This is a genomic window from Verrucosispora sioxanthis (genome assembly GCF_010560025.1).
GTDB classification, from domain to species: domain Bacteria; phylum Actinomycetota; class Actinomycetes; order Mycobacteriales; family Micromonosporaceae; genus Micromonospora; species Micromonospora palythoicola.
Map to the genome: position 1 here is coordinate 255521 of NZ_SAIY01000004.1, position 14105 is coordinate 269625.

General features: G+C 71.9%; 13 protein-coding genes and 2 pseudogenes. 6 read left to right on the forward strand and 9 right to left on the reverse strand.

The genetic code is table 11. The annotated features are described in order from the left end of the window. Positions 1–145 precede the first annotated feature (145 nt). Both ENC19_RS13930 and ENC19_RS13935 read left to right on the forward strand, forming a co-directional pair. Positions 146–1426, forward strand: coding sequence for a DivIVA domain-containing protein (locus ENC19_RS13930; RefSeq protein ID WP_164447617.1), 1281 nt, complete (start codon positions 146–148; stop codon positions 1424–1426). 167 nt (positions 1427–1593) lie between these two features. Further along, on the forward strand, positions 1594–3756 hold the full coding sequence (locus ENC19_RS13935) for a coiled-coil domain-containing protein (protein ID WP_164447618.1): 2163 nt from the start codon (positions 1594–1596) through the stop codon (positions 3754–3756). Positions 3757–3825: 69 nt separating this feature from the next. Here ENC19_RS13935 and ENC19_RS13940 read toward each other — a convergent pair whose 3' ends face one another. Continuing rightward, the gene (locus ENC19_RS13940; RefSeq protein ID WP_164447619.1) at positions 3826–4140 is read right to left on the reverse strand and encodes a hypothetical protein; all 315 of its coding nucleotides are present in this window, start codon (positions 4138–4140) and stop codon (positions 3826–3828) included. 284 nt (positions 4141–4424) lie between these two features. Between ENC19_RS13940 and ENC19_RS13945 the strand changes: the two genes are divergently transcribed. The 3 genes from ENC19_RS13945 (at position 4425) to ENC19_RS13955 (ending at position 6753) form a co-directional block, all read left to right on the forward strand. Then, positions 4425–5225 (forward strand): helix-turn-helix domain-containing protein, encoded by an 801-nt coding sequence (locus tag ENC19_RS13945; RefSeq protein ID WP_281603148.1) that lies wholly within the window; start codon positions 4425–4427, stop codon positions 5223–5225. Then, on the forward strand, positions 5216–5398 hold the full coding sequence (locus tag ENC19_RS13950; RefSeq protein ID WP_164447621.1) for a DUF397 domain-containing protein: 183 nt from the start codon (positions 5216–5218) through the stop codon (positions 5396–5398). Before ENC19_RS13945 ends, ENC19_RS13950 begins: the two co-directional genes overlap by 10 nt. Positions 5399–5568: 170 nt before the next feature. Then, positions 5569–6753, forward strand: a complete 1185-nt coding sequence (locus ENC19_RS13955) for an AI-2E family transporter (RefSeq protein WP_164447622.1) — start codon at positions 5569–5571, stop codon at positions 6751–6753. Between the two features lie 43 nt (positions 6754–6796). On the opposite strand, the gene ENC19_RS13960 is transcribed toward ENC19_RS13955, so the two are convergent. The 7 genes and pseudogenes from ENC19_RS13960 to ENC19_RS13980 all read right to left on the reverse strand — a co-directional run bounded on the left by ENC19_RS13960 (position 6797) and on the right by ENC19_RS13980 (position 11676). Next, positions 6797–7606 (reverse strand): alpha/beta hydrolase, encoded by an 810-nt coding sequence (locus ENC19_RS13960; protein WP_164447623.1) that lies wholly within the window; start codon positions 7604–7606, stop codon positions 6797–6799. Next, on the reverse strand, positions 7603–7893 hold the full coding sequence (locus ENC19_RS13965) for a hypothetical protein (protein WP_164447918.1): 291 nt from the start codon (positions 7891–7893) through the stop codon (positions 7603–7605). The genes ENC19_RS13960 and ENC19_RS13965 overlap by 4 nt, the downstream gene beginning before the upstream one ends. Before the next feature lie 74 nt (positions 7894–7967). After that, positions 7968–8816 (reverse strand): annotated as a pseudogene (locus ENC19_RS31820) (3-hydroxyacyl-CoA dehydrogenase family protein); the annotation flags it as partial. A gap of 83 nt (positions 8817–8899) precedes the next feature. Next, positions 8900–9806: pseudogene (locus ENC19_RS31825) on the reverse strand (3-hydroxyacyl-CoA dehydrogenase family protein); the annotation flags it as partial. A 179-nt stretch (positions 9807–9985) separates the two neighbouring features. Continuing rightward, a complete protein-coding gene (locus tag ENC19_RS30250) occupies positions 9986–10336 on the reverse strand; it encodes an alpha/beta fold hydrolase (RefSeq protein ID WP_328824242.1) in 351 nt (116 codons plus the stop codon). Further along, on the reverse strand, positions 10285–11040 hold the full coding sequence (locus ENC19_RS30255; RefSeq protein ID WP_328824243.1) for an alpha/beta fold hydrolase: 756 nt from the start codon (positions 11038–11040) through the stop codon (positions 10285–10287). The genes ENC19_RS30250 and ENC19_RS30255 overlap by 52 nt, the downstream gene beginning before the upstream one ends. A gap of 174 nt (positions 11041–11214) precedes the next feature. Beyond that, positions 11215–11676: an FHA domain-containing protein gene (locus ENC19_RS13980; protein ID WP_164447625.1), complete on the reverse strand. Its 462-nt coding sequence runs from the start codon at positions 11674–11676 to the stop codon at positions 11215–11217. 253 nt (positions 11677–11929) lie between these two features. On the opposite strand from ENC19_RS13980, the gene ENC19_RS13985 reads away from it, so the two are divergent. Then, on the forward strand, positions 11930–13426 hold the full coding sequence (locus ENC19_RS13985; RefSeq protein ID WP_164447626.1) for an aldehyde dehydrogenase family protein: 1497 nt from the start codon (positions 11930–11932) through the stop codon (positions 13424–13426). A 4-nt stretch (positions 13427–13430) separates the two neighbouring features. Here ENC19_RS13985 and nucS read toward each other — a convergent pair whose 3' ends face one another. Further along, positions 13431–14090 (reverse strand): endonuclease NucS, encoded by a 660-nt coding sequence (nucS, locus tag ENC19_RS13990; RefSeq protein WP_164447627.1) that lies wholly within the window; start codon positions 14088–14090, stop codon positions 13431–13433. Between the last annotated feature and the right edge of the window lie 15 nt (positions 14091–14105).

Below are 14105 nucleotides of genomic sequence, written 5' to 3' on the forward strand. Positions count from 1 at the left end.
CCGTACCATCCGGCTCGCCCCGGAGCTGGCAAGATCGCCTGTCGCCCGGGTGGTCGATCACCGCCCGGAGTTGACCATGTAATGCGGACGGCAAAGGGCGGCACGCTCTTGCGAAGCACCCCAGGGGGTCTGCCAGTATGTCCCAATGCCCCAGCAGCAGTCCTCCCCTCTCGCGTTCTTCGATAACGCGAACTCGCAGCCAGATTTCACGGTTGGCCTGCGCGGATACAACACCGGTCAGGTCGACGACTTCATCGGCCGGCTCAACGCCGCGCTGAGCCAGGCCAACAAGGACCGCGCCGACGCCGAGCAGGCGCTCAACGACGCGCAGCGCCGGCTCCGGCAGTCCGAGCAGCGGCTCACCGCCCTTGAGCAGAAGCTCACCGACACCAGCAAGCAGCTGGAGGAGAACAGCCGGCCCACGCTGTCCGGCCTCGGCACCCGTGTCGAGCAGATCCTCCGGCTCGCCGAGGAGCAGGCCAACGACCACCGCAACGAGGCCAAGCGCGAGTCGGAGGGCATCCTCTCCGCCGCCCGCCTCGAGGCGCGGGAGATCACCGACAAGGCGCGTGCCGAGGCCGCGGCCATGAAGGCGACCGCCGAGCGGGAGGCGGGCAACGTCCGGACCGCCGCCGAGCGCGAGGCCGCCGAGGTGCGCGTCCAGGCCCGACGCGAGGCCGACACGCTGCGCGCCGACGCGGATCGGGAGACCAAGCAGCTGCGTACGGTGACCGCCCACGAGGTCGCCGAGCTGAAGTCCACCGTGGAGCGCGAGGTCGCCACCCTGCGGGCCACCGCCGAGCGCGAGATCACCCAGCAGCGGGCCAAGGCCGCCCGCGAGGCCGAGGAGAAGCGCGCCGAGGCGACCAAGCTGCTCACCGACGCCCGCGACAAGCGCGACAAGGATCTCCAGGCCCTGGAGCTGCAGCTCGCGGAGCGCCGGGAGAAGGCCGAGCGCGAGGAGTCGGAGCGGCATGCCGCCCAGGTCGCGCAAACCCAGAAGCTGGTCAACGAGGCCGAGCAGCGGGCCCGCGCCGCGCAGGACCGGGCCAAGGAGATCGAGCAGCGCGCCGAGGCCCGCCGGGTCGAGTCGGAGCGCAACGCCACCGAGACGGTGGAGAAGGCCAAGGCCCTGGCCGAGCGGACGCTCAACGAGGCGCGCGCCGAGTCGCAGCGGTTGCTCAGCGAGGCCCGCACCGAGGCCGAGCTGACCACCCAGGCGGCCAGCCGCGAGGTCGAGGACCTGACCCGGCAGAAGGACGCCGTCACCGCCCAGCTCGTCCAGATCCGCTCCAGCCTCGCCGGCCTCGCCGGTCTGGTGCCGGGTGTGGCCGACGCGGTGGTCGCCAAGGTCGAGGCCACGAAGGCGGAGGACACCAAGGCGGAGGGCTCCGAGAAGCCCGTCGCCGCCGAGTCGGCCAGCTGAGCCGCCTCCCGTACCGGGGCATGATTTACGGCGTGAGGTGACACCGGGACACCGGTGGCACCTCACGCCGTCATGCGTCCCACACCCGCTGCGATCCGTGTGAAGTACCTCCAATCCACGGCGTCCGTATCGCCCCAGGAGGGCCCGATGCGTGTGAGGATGGGAGCATGTCGCACGGCGAGGAACTGTTCGCGCTCGGCGGGGACGTGACCACGGAGCCCAGCTTCGAGTCCGCCCTGCGGGGGTACGAGAAACGACAGGTCGACCGATACGTCGCTCGTGCGGAGCACGAGATCGCCGCGCTCGCGGCCGAACGGGAACAGGCGTACACCCAGATCCACAAGCTGGCCGGTCAGGTCGAGGTGCTGCAACGCGACCTGGCCCAGCTGCGCAAGCATGCGCCGGTCGTCGACCGGGCGGCCTTCCGGCATCTCGGCCCCCGGGTGGAGCAGATCCTCACGCTGGCCGAGGAGCAGGCCGAGGACATCCTCTCCGCCGCCAACGAGGAGATCGAGGCCCGCCGCGCCGCCGCCGAGCACATCATCGAGGAGGCCCGCGTCTCGGCGGCCACCGCGCTCAAGGACTTCGAGATCGCCCTGGCCGCCCGCCGGGCCGAGGAGGAGCGGCAGGCCACCGCTCGCCGGGCCGAGTCGGAAGCCGCCGCGAAGTCGGCGAAGGAGGAGGCCGCCCGGCTGCGCAAGGCCGCCCAGGAATCCCTGGACCGGGCCCAGCAGGAGGCCACCCAGCTCCGGGACGCGGCCAAGGAGATCCACAGTCGGGCCCAGCAGGAGGCGACCAAGCTGCGCGACGCGGCCCGCGAGGCGCTCGCCACCGCCCAGCAGGAGGCGACCCAGCTGCGCGACGCCGCCAAAGAGGTGCACGCGAAGGCCCAGCAGGAGGCGCGACGGCTGGTCGACCAGGCCACCGAGGCCGGCCGGGCCACCCATGCCAAGGCCCAGCAGGAGGCCAAGCAGATCATCGACGACGCCGCCGAGGCCGGCCGGGCCGCCCGCAACAAGGCCCGCCAGGAGGCCGAGCGGCTGAGCACCCAGGCGACCGAGGCGGCGAAGCGCACCCGCGCCGAGACCGAGGCGTACGCCCAGCGGATGCGCGGCGAGACCGAGGCGTACGTGCAGCACGCCCGGGCGCAGGCGCAGCAGGAGCTGGGCGCCTGGCGGGCCGGGGTGGAGCAGGAGGTGAACAGCCGCCGCGAGGCGGCCGACAGGGAGCTGACCGAGCGCAAGGCCACCGTCGAACGCGAGTTCACCGCCCGCCGCGATCAGCTCGAGAAGCAGTACAAGACCCGCAACGCCGAGCTGGACGAGCGGATCCGCACCCGTACCGCCGAGCTGGAGTCCGGCTTCGAGGCCCGGCGATCCCAGCTGGAGTCCGAGTACACCGCGCGGAAGAACGAGATCGAGCAGGGCGCCGACCAGATCCGCCAGGCCGCCGAGCAGGAGGCCGCCACGGTCCGAGGGCAGGCCGAGGAGCAGGCCGGCGAGCTGCTGCGCCAGGCGGAGACCGAGACGTCCGCGAAGCGACGCGAGGCCGACGAGTACGTCGCCACCGTCCGACGCGACGCCGACGAGTACGCCGACACCACCCGGCGGGAGGCCGACGAGCACGTCACCGCCGTGCGGCGCGAGGCGGACGAGCACGTCGCGGCGTCCCGCCGCCAGTTCGAGGAGTACGCGGCCACCACGCAGCAGCACCTGGCCACCACCCAGCAGCACCTCGCTGCCACCCAGCAGGAGGCGGCGGCCAGCCGGCAGCAGCTCGCCCAGGTGATGTTGGAGATCGCCAAGGCCCAGCAGCAGCTCGCCGACCTGCGCCAGGAGACGTGGAAGTCCCGGCAGGAGTCCGACGAGCTGGAGCGCAAGCTGCTCGGCCTGCGGCTCCAGGCCACCTCGGCTCCCGCCGCGTCGGCCGCGCCTGCGGTGGCAGCTTCGGCCACGAACGGGGCACGCCCCGTCGGCGTCTCAGCGAACGGTGCTCGACCCTCCGGCGACGATGCCCCGGCGGCGGGCGGCCGGACCGGTGACCGTCCGGGCGAGGACGATGCCCGGCCGGCGACGAAGCCGGTGGCGGAGCCGGTCACCACTGTGGAGGATCCCGCCCCGACCCGCCCGGCGGCCGAGCCGACGAGCGCCGACGGCGGCACGGCGAGCGAAGGGTTGGACGGCGAGCCGACGGTGGCTGCGGTTCCCGGCGAGGGCGGCCGAGGTGCCACCCCGACGAAGATCACCAGCACCGGCGAGAACGGTAAGCGCCCCACCAAGCCGACCACCGACGAGCGGACCGCCAAGCCCAGCAAAGTCACCTCCGACTGACGCCGCCCAGCCGACCCCAGCGGCGATCAGGCAGTTGTGGCCGCTACAAAGCGGTCCACAGCGGACAAATCAACTGCTATGACTGCATGATCGGCGTGTGGGTGTGGGGTGGTGGCGGGGTCTGGTCCAGGCGAGGAAGCGGGCGAAGAGGGCCTGCGGCGCGGGGGCGTCGTACGGGTTGAGGTGATAGAGGTCGCGCATGGCCTCGTACATCAGGCCGGCGAGGTAGACGGACAGACCGGTCGGGTTGTGTTCGTACTCCGCCCGCAGCACCAGTCGCGCCTCCCCGCAGGGCCAGGGCTGCCCGTCGGTACGGCAGCACCAGGTCGGCCGCAACGGCGTGTGTGGCGGTCGACCTGGTCGGACCGCGCGCTCAGGTGACACAGCAAGCTCCGCAAGGACGGCTCCCGGGTGCGTCTGTCGCTGCCCTGGCGACGACAGACGCACCCGGAGCGGGTTCGGTAGGGCCGCCCGCAGGGGGATTGCGGGCGGCCCCCGCCTGAACCCGTCCGCGCCCTCCGGGCAACGAACGAATCCGGCATGGCTGACAGTTTGGTGACGGGACCACTACTGTCGGAAGGCATCGAGGCTGGTGGTGGCCCTGGTGCGGGATGCGGAGGCCGCCGAGGAATGCCGAGTGGTTCTCGGCCGGCGATTGTGGAGGCAGTGTGGAGCAGACCACGGCGGACCTGATCCGGTCCCAGCTACGCCGGCTACGCGTCACCGCCGGGTTGAGCCAGGAGGAGTTCGGGAAACTGGTGCACTACTCGGCGTCGATGGTCTCCGCCGTGGAGACCGGCGCCCGGCCGTACGATCGCCAGCTCCTGGCCCGGGCCGACGAGGTGCTGACCTCGGACGGGCTGCTGGGGTCGCTGCTGCGGATCGCCGAGCGGGAGGGGCAGCCGTCCTGGTTTCTGCCCTGGCTGGACGCCGAACGCCAGGCCCGGCAGCTACGGGTCTTCCAGCCGACGCTGGTCCCCGCGCTGCTCCAGACCGAGGGCTACGCCCGCGCGGTGATCCGCTGCGACGACCTGCTCAGCGACGACGAGGTGGAGCAGCGGGTGGCCGCCCGGCTGGACCGGCAGGCCATCCTCGACCAGCCCGACCCGCCGCAGCTCATCGCGGTCGTCGACGAGGCGATCCTGCACCGGCGGGACGAGCGCTTCCGGACGCTCATGGGGCACCAGATCGAGCACCTGATCGCCTGCGCCGAGCGCCCCAGCGTGAGCGTCCACGTCGTACCGCTCAGCGTCGGGCTGCATATCGGCCTGTCCGGGCCGTTCTCGCTGGCCAGGGGCGCGGACGGCGGCTGGGTGGCGAGCCAGGAGACCCAACTGACCGCTGCGCCGACCGACAACGAGGCGAATCTGGCTACCCTGTTGGCGCGCTGGGAGACGGTGCGCAACGAGGCACTGTCCCGCCAGCAGTCGATCGCACTCCTCAACGAGATGGTGAAGTCATGGCCCTGAACGGCGCGACCTGGCGCACCTCCACCCGCAGCGGCAACACCGACTGCGTGGAGGTGGCCGACAACCTGCCCGGCCTGGTGGCCGTCCGGGACAGCAAGGACCGGCGGGGCCCGGTGCTGGCGTTCACCCCGTCGACCTGGCGGTCCTTCGTCGCAACGCTCAAGCGGACCTGACTCGCCGCGGCGGCTCGCGCTGAACCACCCACGCCCTCAGCTCGACAGCGTGCCCGCATCATCACCACGAGGCAACGGCACTACCCTGCCGAACAGGGCCGCCGGCTCGCCGGCCCGGCGGGCTCATTTCGACCCGGCGGCACCGCCGGAACAGCCGACGGGGAGACCGGATGGCGCAACACGAACCCGATGAGGCCGCGCCGAGACCTGCCGAGCGGGAACAGCACGACTCGAAGCCGCCAGGGGCAGCGCCGGGAGCCGACGACGCGACCGACGCGACGCAGCAGCGTCCGGCAGGTGCCGACGTCGGCCGCTTCGGCATCCCCGGGCGACCGCTGCGGCGCAACAGCTTCCTGGTCGGCTTCACCGGTGCGCTCGGCGTACTGCTCGCGTACGCGGTCTACCTGGGGGTGCGCAACGCCGCGGGGATCCTGGTCCTGGTGGTGATCGCGCTCTTCCTCGCGGTGGGCCTGCACCCGGCGGTGGTCCGGTTACGGTCCTGGGGGTTTCCGCGCGGGCTGGCCGTGGCGACGGTCGTGCTGATCGTGCTGGCGCTGCTGGCGGCCGGGGTGCTGGCGCTGGTGCCACCGATCGTGACCCAGTCCGGGCAGTTCGTCGAGCAGTTGCCGAGCTACCTGGAGTCGCTGCGCCGCAACGAGACGGTCAACGACCTGGTCGAGCAGTTCGACCTGATGCGCCGCGCCCAGGAGGCGACCAGCGCGGACATGGTCGGCCGGGCGTTGGGCGGGGTGCTCGGCGGTGCCCAACTGGTGTTCGGCACCGTCTTCCGGGTGCTCACCGTGCTGGTGCTGACCATCTACTTCCTGGTCTACTTCGACCGGCTCCGCAACCTGGCGTACGCGTTGGTGCCGCGTTCCCGTCGGCAGCGGGTGCAGCTGATCGGTGACGAGGTCCTGACCAAGGTCGGGGCGTACATGGTCGGCGCGCTCGCCATCGCCGTGCTGGCCGGAGCGAGCACCTTCGTGTTCGCGCTGATCGTCGGCCTGCCGTACCCGTTCGCCCTGGCCGTGGTCGTCGCGGTGACCGACCTCATCCCGCAGATCGGCGCCACCCTCGGCGCAGTGATCGTCAGCCTGGTCGGCTTCGCCACCGATCCCTCGGTCGGCATCGCCTGCGTGATCTTCTTCGTGGTCTACCAGCAGGTCGAGAACTACCTCATCTACCCCAAGATCATGCGGCGGTCGGTGCAGGTGAACGAGGTCGCCGCGCTGGTGGCCGCGCTGCTCGGGGTTTCGCTGGTGGGGGTGATCGGCGCACTGATCGCCATCCCGACGGTCGCCGCCATCCAGCTCATCCTCCGTGAGGTGGTCCTCCCCCGCCAGGACGCCCGCTGACCTGCCGGGCCAGGGCGGACCGGCAGAGGCCCGCCAGCGCGGTTCAGTCGGCCTGGCGCTGCGGTGGGCCCGACACCGGGACGTCGGCGAACGCGGCGACCGTCCGGTCGGCGTACGCGCTGGCGTCGCCGGTCTCCATCGGGCCGTCCCAGGTGGTCGGCAGCGGCACCGGCACCGCCGGGTTGACCCGCCGCACCACCTCGTCCAGCGCGGTCTCGGCGTCACCGACCCAGAGGTGCTTGGCGCCGGGCACACCGACCACCTCCGCCTGCGGGATCGCCGCGAACCGCTCGCGGGCCTGCTCCGGGCGCAGGTAGTCGTCGAACTCCGGCACCAGGGCGGTGACCGGCTTTCCCGACTCGGCCCACTGGGCCAGATCGGCCGGGCCGGAATAGCGCAGCGGCGGGGAGAGCAGGATCGCGCCGGTCACCGCCGGGTCGCAGCCGTAGCGCAGCGCCAGGTCGGTGCCGAACGACCAACCCAGCAACCAGACGTTCGGCAGTTCGTGGAACTCGGCGTACTCGATGGCGGCGGCGACGTCGAAGCGCTCGCCGACGGCGGAGTCGAAGCTGCCCTCGCTGGTGCCGCGCACGCTGCTGGTGCCCCGGGTGTTGAACCTGAGCACGGCCAGGTCGGCCAGGGCGGGCAGACGCCAGGCCGCCTTGCGGAACAGGTGGCTGTCCATCATTCCGCCGTGGGTGGGCAACGGATGCAGGCAGACCAGGGTCGCGGCCGGTTCCCGGTCGACCGGGCGGGCCAACTCGCCGACCAACCGCAGGTCGTCCGCGGTGTGCAGCTCGATGTCCTCTCGATGCCCGGGCAGGATCGAGGAGGCACGGATCGGTGCGCTCATGCCTCCAGTCTCCCGTTTCGCCGACCCCGCTGGATCACCGGGGCCCGTCGGTCGCGGGCACGCCAGCAACCGGTGTGCCAGTGCCGACGGTCGGTGAGATCGCCCCGGCCGTCCGCCGGCCAGGCCACGACGTGCGCCACACCGGGCCGGATCTCCTGGTCGCAACCGGGGCAGCGGTACGTCTTGGTGGACGCGCCGCCGCTGATGCCGCGCACCTGCCACTCCCCGTCCCGCCACTGCTGGACCGCGGCGACGCCGTGCCGGGCGCGCTCGGCGTCGAGGCGCACCGCGTCGTCGCGGCGGGGACGGTTACGACGGGGACTCACGTCGTCAAGCGTACGGTCGAGCCGTCGCGACCCGGTCAGCGGCGGGTGTGGTCGCGGAACCCCCGACCGGTCTTGCGGCCCAGGTAGCCGGCGGTGACCAGGTGCTCCAGCAGCGGTGCCGGGGCGAACCCGGGCTCGCGCAGCTCCAGGTACAGCTCCCGCTGGATGGCCAGCGCCACGTCCAGGCCCACCACGTCGAGCAGCTCGAACGGCCCCATCGGGTAGCCGCAGCCCAGCTTCATCGCGTGGTCGATGTCGTCGGCGGTGGAGTAGCTGGCCTCCAGCATCCGCACCGCGTCGTTGAGATACGGGAACAGCAGCGCGTTGACGATGAAACCGGACCGGTCGCCGCAGACCACGCCGGTCTTGCCCAGCGTGGCGCTGACGACCTGCGCGGTGGTGACGGTCTCGGCGGAGGTACGGATCGTCCGGACGATCTCCACCAGCGGCATCGCCGGGGCCGGGTTGAAGAAGTGCAGACCCACCACGTCGGCCGGGCGCTGGGTGGCCATCGCCATCTCGATCACCGGCAGCGACGAGGTGGTGGTCGCCAGCACCACACCCGGCTTGCAGATCTCGTCCAGGCTGGCGAAGAGGGCCTTCTTGACGCTGAGTTCCTCGACCACCGCCTCGACCACCAGGTCCACGTCGGCCAGGTGGTCCAGCGTCGCCGACCAGTTGATCCGACCGAGCGCGGCATCCCGGTCGACCTCGCTGAGCCGGCCCCGGACCACGCCCTTGTTGAGCGACGTCCGCACCGCCTCGAAGACCTTGGCCGACTGCTCCGCGCCCCGGGTCACCGACACGACCTCGTAGCCGGCGTTGGCGAAGACCTCGATGATCCCGGTCGCCATGGTCCCGGAACCCACGATGCCGACCTTGGTCACGACTGCGGGGCTCGCAAGCTCACTCCTCGCGCTCCCGATGCCAACCTTGGTCAGGGTCGCGCCGGTCACCGCCGGTTCCGTCGTGGTCGGCGTCTGCTCGTCCGGTACGACCTTCGGCGAGCCGGGCCGCTCGTAGGTGTAGAAACCCCGGCCGGACTTCCGCCCGAGCAGTCCTGCGGTCACCATCTGCTTGAGCAACGGCACCGGGGCGTGCCGGCGGTCCCGGCCACCACGCCGGTACATGGTGTCCAGGATCTCGTACGCGGTGTCCAGGCCGATCAGGTCCATCAGCGCCAGCGGACCCATGGGCAGTCCGCAGCCGAGCTTCATGGCCGCGTCGATGTCCTCGCGGGTGGCGTACCGGGACTCGAACAGGTCCACGGCGTGGTTGAGGTAGCCGAACAGCAGGGCGTTGGCGATGAACCCGGCCCGGTCGCTGATGGTGACGTCGACCTTGCCGAGCCGCTTGCAGAGCGCCTCCACGTCGGCCACCACGTCGGCGGAGGTGACCACCGTGCGTACCACCTCGACCAGCTTCATCACCGGCGCCGGGTTGAAGAAGTGGATGCCGACGACCTGGTTGGGGCGCGCGGTGGCCACGGAAATCTCGGTCACGCTCAGCGACGAGGTGTTGGTGGCGAGGATGGCCTCGGGCTTGCAGACCCGATCCAGCTCGGCGAAGAGCCGCTGCTTCAGGTCGAGGTGCTCGGGTACCGCCTCGATCACCAGGTCCACCGAGTGCAGCGCGTCCAGCCCGACGGCGAAGGTGACCCGGCCCAGCAGCGCGTCCCGGTCGGCCTCGGCGAGCTTGCCCCGGGCCACCGCCCGGTCGGTCGAGCCGGTCAGATTCGCCCGCCCCCGGTCGAGTGCGCCGTCGGAGATCTCCACGGCCACCACGTCGATGCCGTTGCGGGCGAAGACCTCGACGATGCCGGCACCCATGGTGCCCAGACCCACCACACCCACGCTGGTGAACTCGCGCGTCACGACCCCGGCCTCCCCTGTGCGCAACGACACGGCCGGACATTAACGGCCGCTAAGGTTATGCGCGCGAGTCTGCCATGTGACGCACCGTTGTCGAGGCGTCGTGGCACATGTCACCGATGTCCCGGTTTACCCGCCCGACCCGGTCAGCGGTCGACCGGCGGGTCGGGAGCGGACCCGGCTCAGTCGGGAGCGACCCCGGCGAGGGCGAGCAGTTCGGCGACGAACTCCGCCGGGCGCTCCAGGTGTGGGCTGTGCCCGCAGCCGGACAGCACCACCTCCCGGTAGCTGCCGCCGGTCTCGGCGTACCGGTCGAGCACAGCGCGGGTCTGTCCGATCATCGGCTGCGGTGGGCACTCCTGCACCCCGGGCCAGCCGGGCACCACGCCCAGCGCCCCCAACTGCGCCAGGTCGAACAGTGAGGTGTCCGAGACGATCACGTCGGAGTCGCCGCGGATCCAGGTGACCGGAGGCTTCGGTGTCACGGCCACCAGTTCCTCGGCGACCCGGAACCGCGCCAGCGCGTTGAGCACGCCACGGTCGCCCGGCGCGCTACCCGGCCAGTTCGGCGAACTCGCCGCGTCACCGGGGTAGTTGTCCGGGCCGGTGGCGGTGGAGAGCACGCTGTCGAGCAGCGGTTCCTCGTCGTCGCCGAGGCAGGCGGGGTCCGCCACGTAGGCCGCCCGCAGCACGCTGCGCGGGCTGGTCCGGCCTCCGCGCCGCGGTCACCGGCGGCCAGCCGCGCGACGAAGTCACCGTTCGCCGTGCCGCCGCCGGAGCCAGCGAGGTCGGGCGTGGTCGGCGTGCCGGCCAGGTCGCGGGTGGCGCCGAAGCCGTACGGGGACACCGGTGCCGCGAGCAGCAGCCCGGCGATCCGGTCGGGGTGGTCCACCAGCATTCGCATCGCCACTCCGCCGCCGAGCGAGTGGCCGACCACCACGGGCCGGGCGCCGTCGGCGAAGAGCGACGGCTCGTCGAGCAACGCCGCCACGTCGTCGGCGAAGTCGGTCAGGCCCCGGGTGGCGTCGACCGGGGCGGTCTGCGTGGCGCCGTAGCCACGCAGGTCCGGCGCGACCACCCGCAGAGTCGGCGGCAGGCGGCGCACCAGCGGCTCCCAGAAGGCGGCCGAGGAGCAGTTGCCGTGCACGAGCAGCACCGGCACGCCGTCGACAGGTCCGGCCACCCGGACGGCCTGGGTGATTCCGTTCGCGGTGACGTTGCGCTGCTGGCTCTCCATCCGCGGCATGCTGCCACGATCGACACCGCCGGTCCATGTGGCCGGCACCCACGGGGCCGGGCCCCCTTGGGTGGCGGACACCCACGCGTCCTGGCCGGAACTGTGGCCGGAAACCACGGATGCAGGCCGGCACGCGACTTCCGGGCCCCCGGCACGGGGACCGAGACTCGGTCGTCAGCGGTGGACGCCGACCACCACCCCGTCCGGCACGCCGGCCTGCCCGGGCACCACCGGTGTCGGGACCGTCGCGGGCAGCGGGCGGATCGGTCGTCGCTCCTGGCGCGGCAGTTCGAAGCTCAGGCCCACCGGATCCGTGCGGGCCACGCCCGGGTCGAAGAACCTCAGCTCGGTACCGCCGATCCGGATCACGTCGCCGTCGCTGAGCCGGACGACCTCGGTTGCCCGGAGGTCGTTCACCCAGGTGCCGTTCGTGGATCCGAGATCCACCAGAGAGGCACCCTCACCGCCCCGCCAGATCTCGACATGCCGCCGGCTCAGGTGCGGGTCGTGCACCACGATGTCGACCGCCGGATCACGGCCGATCACCTGCGGCCGGCGCGGCAGCCGGAAGCGCCACCCCCGCATCGGCCCGGCAGCCACCGTCAGCAGCGGCATCAGTTGCGGATGTTCCTCCATGGACGGTCAGCCCCTCCACCCGTGTGACGATCCCGGGTCAGCGTTTCACCACGGGGCGTCCACCTCCACCATCCAGCCGGATGCGTACCGGTAACCGTCCGGGTGCTTTGTGTTCACATATTCCACGGCGCCCGGCGACGGAACTACCGGGCGGGACGAGCGGTTCGTCCGATTCAACCGGCCGGACGGCTGGGAGGATTCGCCCGTTTCCCCACCCCTACCGGCGAGTAATTCTCGCGTCTAGACTTCCGCCATGACGGCTGTGCTACCCCCCGGCACCCCAGCGGTCCAGGGCAACCACCTGATCTCGACCAGCCCGGCGTCCGGCGACGAAGCCGGGCGCGTCCCGGTCGCCACCGCGGTCGACGTCGAACGCGCCGTCGAGCGGGCCCGCGCCGCCGGCCAGTGGTGGGCGGGGCTCGGTTTCACCGGGCGACGGGAGCGGCTGCTGCGCTGGCGGCGGCTGCTCGCCCAGCGGATGGAGCAGTTGGCCGCCCTGATGCACGCCGAGGGTGGCAAGCCGGTCGCCGACGCACTCGTCGAGATCGTGACCACGGTGGAGCACGTGGACTGGGCGGCCCGTAACGCCCGGCGGGTGCTGGGCCCCCGGCGGGTCCGCTCGCGGCTCGTGCTCGCCGAGTTCTCGGCCCACCTGGAGTACCAGCCGCACGGCGTGGTCGGCGTGATCGGTCCGTGGAACTATCCCGTCTTCACCCCGATCGGCTCCATCGCGTACGCGTTGGCGGCCGGGAACGCGGTGGTCTTCAAGCCCAGCGAGTACACCCCGGTCGTCGGTCAGTGGCTCGTCGACAGCTTCGCCGAGGTGGTGCCCGAACATCCGGTCCTCACCGCGGTGCACGGACTCGGTGACGTCGGCGCCGCCCTGTGCCGGGCCGGCGTCGACAAGCTCGCCTTCACCGGCTCGACGGCCACCGCCAAGAAGGTGATGGCGGCGTGCGCCGAGTCGTTGACCCCGGTGCTGGTGGAGGCCGGCGGCAAGGACGCCATGATCGTGGACGCCGACGCCGACCTGGACGCCGCCGCCGACGCCTGCGTCTGGGGAGCGATGACCAACGCCGGGCAGACCTGCATCGGCATCGAACGGGTCTACGCCGTGGAGCCGGTCTTCGACGCGTTCGTCGACAAGGTCGTCGAGCGCGCCGGCCGGCTCACCGTCGGCCCCGACCACGCCGACATCGGCCCGATCACCATGCCGAGCCAACTCGACGTGATCCGACGGCACATCGAGGACGCGGTGGCCCGTGGTGGTCGGGCGGTGCTCGGCGGGCCGGACGCGGTACGCCCGCCGTACGCGCACCCGACCGTGCTGGTCGAGGTGCCGGAGGAGGCTGCCGCCGTACGCGAGGAGACCTTCGGCCCCACCCTGACCATCAACCGGGTCCGCACCGCCGACGAGGCACTCGCCCGGGCCAACGCCCTGCCGTACGGGCTGGGTGGTTCGGTCTTCGGTCAGCGGCGCGCGGTCGCGATCGCCCGGCGGTTGCGCTCCGGGATGGCCTCGGTCAACTCGACGCTCACCTTCGCCGGCATGTCCACCCTGCCGTTCGGCGGGGTCGGCGAGTCCGGCTTCGGCCGCATCCACGGCGAGGACGGGCTGCGCGAGTTCGCCCGGGCCAAGGCCGTCACCCGCCGCCGGGGGCGTTCGCTGCTGCCGTCGACCACCTTCGAGCGCACCGAGGCCGACGTGAGCCGGCTGGTGAAGGCGGTCAAGCTGATCTACGGCCGGTGACCGGCTAGAAGAGCGTCAGTTCGTCGCGCTCGATGCCCCGCAGCCGGTCGTAGTCGACCACCACGCAGCGGATTCCCCGGTCGGTGGCGAGCACCCGGGCCTGCGGCTTGATCTCCTGCGCGGCGAAGACCCCGGCAACCGGGGCGAGCAACGGATCACGGTTGAGCAGTTCCAGGTAGCGGGTGAGCTGCTCCACCCCGTCGATCTCGCCCCGGCGCTTCACCTCGACGGCCACCGTGCCCTGGTTGGCGTCGCGGCAGAGCAGATCGACCGGGCCGATCGCGGTCATGTACTCCCTACGGACCAGGGTGTACCCGTCGCCCAGCGTCTCGGGATTGGCCGCCAGCAACTCCTGGAGGTGGGCCTCCACGCCGTCCTTGCGCAGCCCGGGATCGACACCCAGCTCGTACGAGGTGTCCTGGAAGATCTCCTCCAGGGTGATCCGCAGTTCCTCGCCGGCCTTGTTCACCACCCGCCAGACGCCCGGGGCCTCCTCCAGCCGGCACGGTGGGCTCATCCAGTTCAACGGCTTGTACGCCCGGTCGTCGGCGTGGATGGAGACCGATCCGTCCGCCTTCACCATCAGCAGCCGGGTGGCCGGCGGCAGGTGGGCCGAGAGGCGTCCGACATAGTCCACCGAGCATTTCGCAATCACCAACCGCACCCGAGCAGGGTAGCG

What these genes read in the sequence shown, in the direction of transcription:
- ENC19_RS13930 (WP_164447617.1), top strand. Translation starts at nt 146, where the DNA reads ATGCCCCAGCAGCAGTCCTCCCCTCTCGCGTTCTTCGATAACGCGAAC.
- ENC19_RS13935 (WP_164447618.1), top strand. Translation starts at nt 1,594, where the DNA reads ATGTCGCACGGCGAGGAACTGTTCGCGCTCGGCGGGGACGTGACCACG.
- ENC19_RS13950 (WP_164447621.1), top strand. Translation starts at nt 5,216, where the DNA reads ATGGCCCTGAACGGCGCGACCTGGCGCACCTCCACCCGCAGCGGCAAC.
- ENC19_RS13955 (WP_164447622.1), top strand. Translation starts at nt 5,569, where the DNA reads ATGGCGCAACACGAACCCGATGAGGCCGCGCCGAGACCTGCCGAGCGG.
- ENC19_RS13960 (WP_164447623.1), bottom strand. Translation starts at nt 7,606, where the DNA reads ATGAGCGCACCGATCCGTGCCTCCTCGATCCTGCCCGGGCATCGAGAG.
- ENC19_RS30255 (WP_328824243.1), bottom strand. Translation starts at nt 11,040, where the DNA reads ATGGAGAGCCAGCAGCGCAACGTCACCGCGAACGGAATCACCCAGGCC.
- ENC19_RS13980 (WP_164447625.1), bottom strand. Translation starts at nt 11,676, where the DNA reads ATGGAGGAACATCCGCAACTGATGCCGCTGCTGACGGTGGCTGCCGGG.
- ENC19_RS13985 (WP_164447626.1), top strand. Translation starts at nt 11,930, where the DNA reads ATGACGGCTGTGCTACCCCCCGGCACCCCAGCGGTCCAGGGCAACCAC.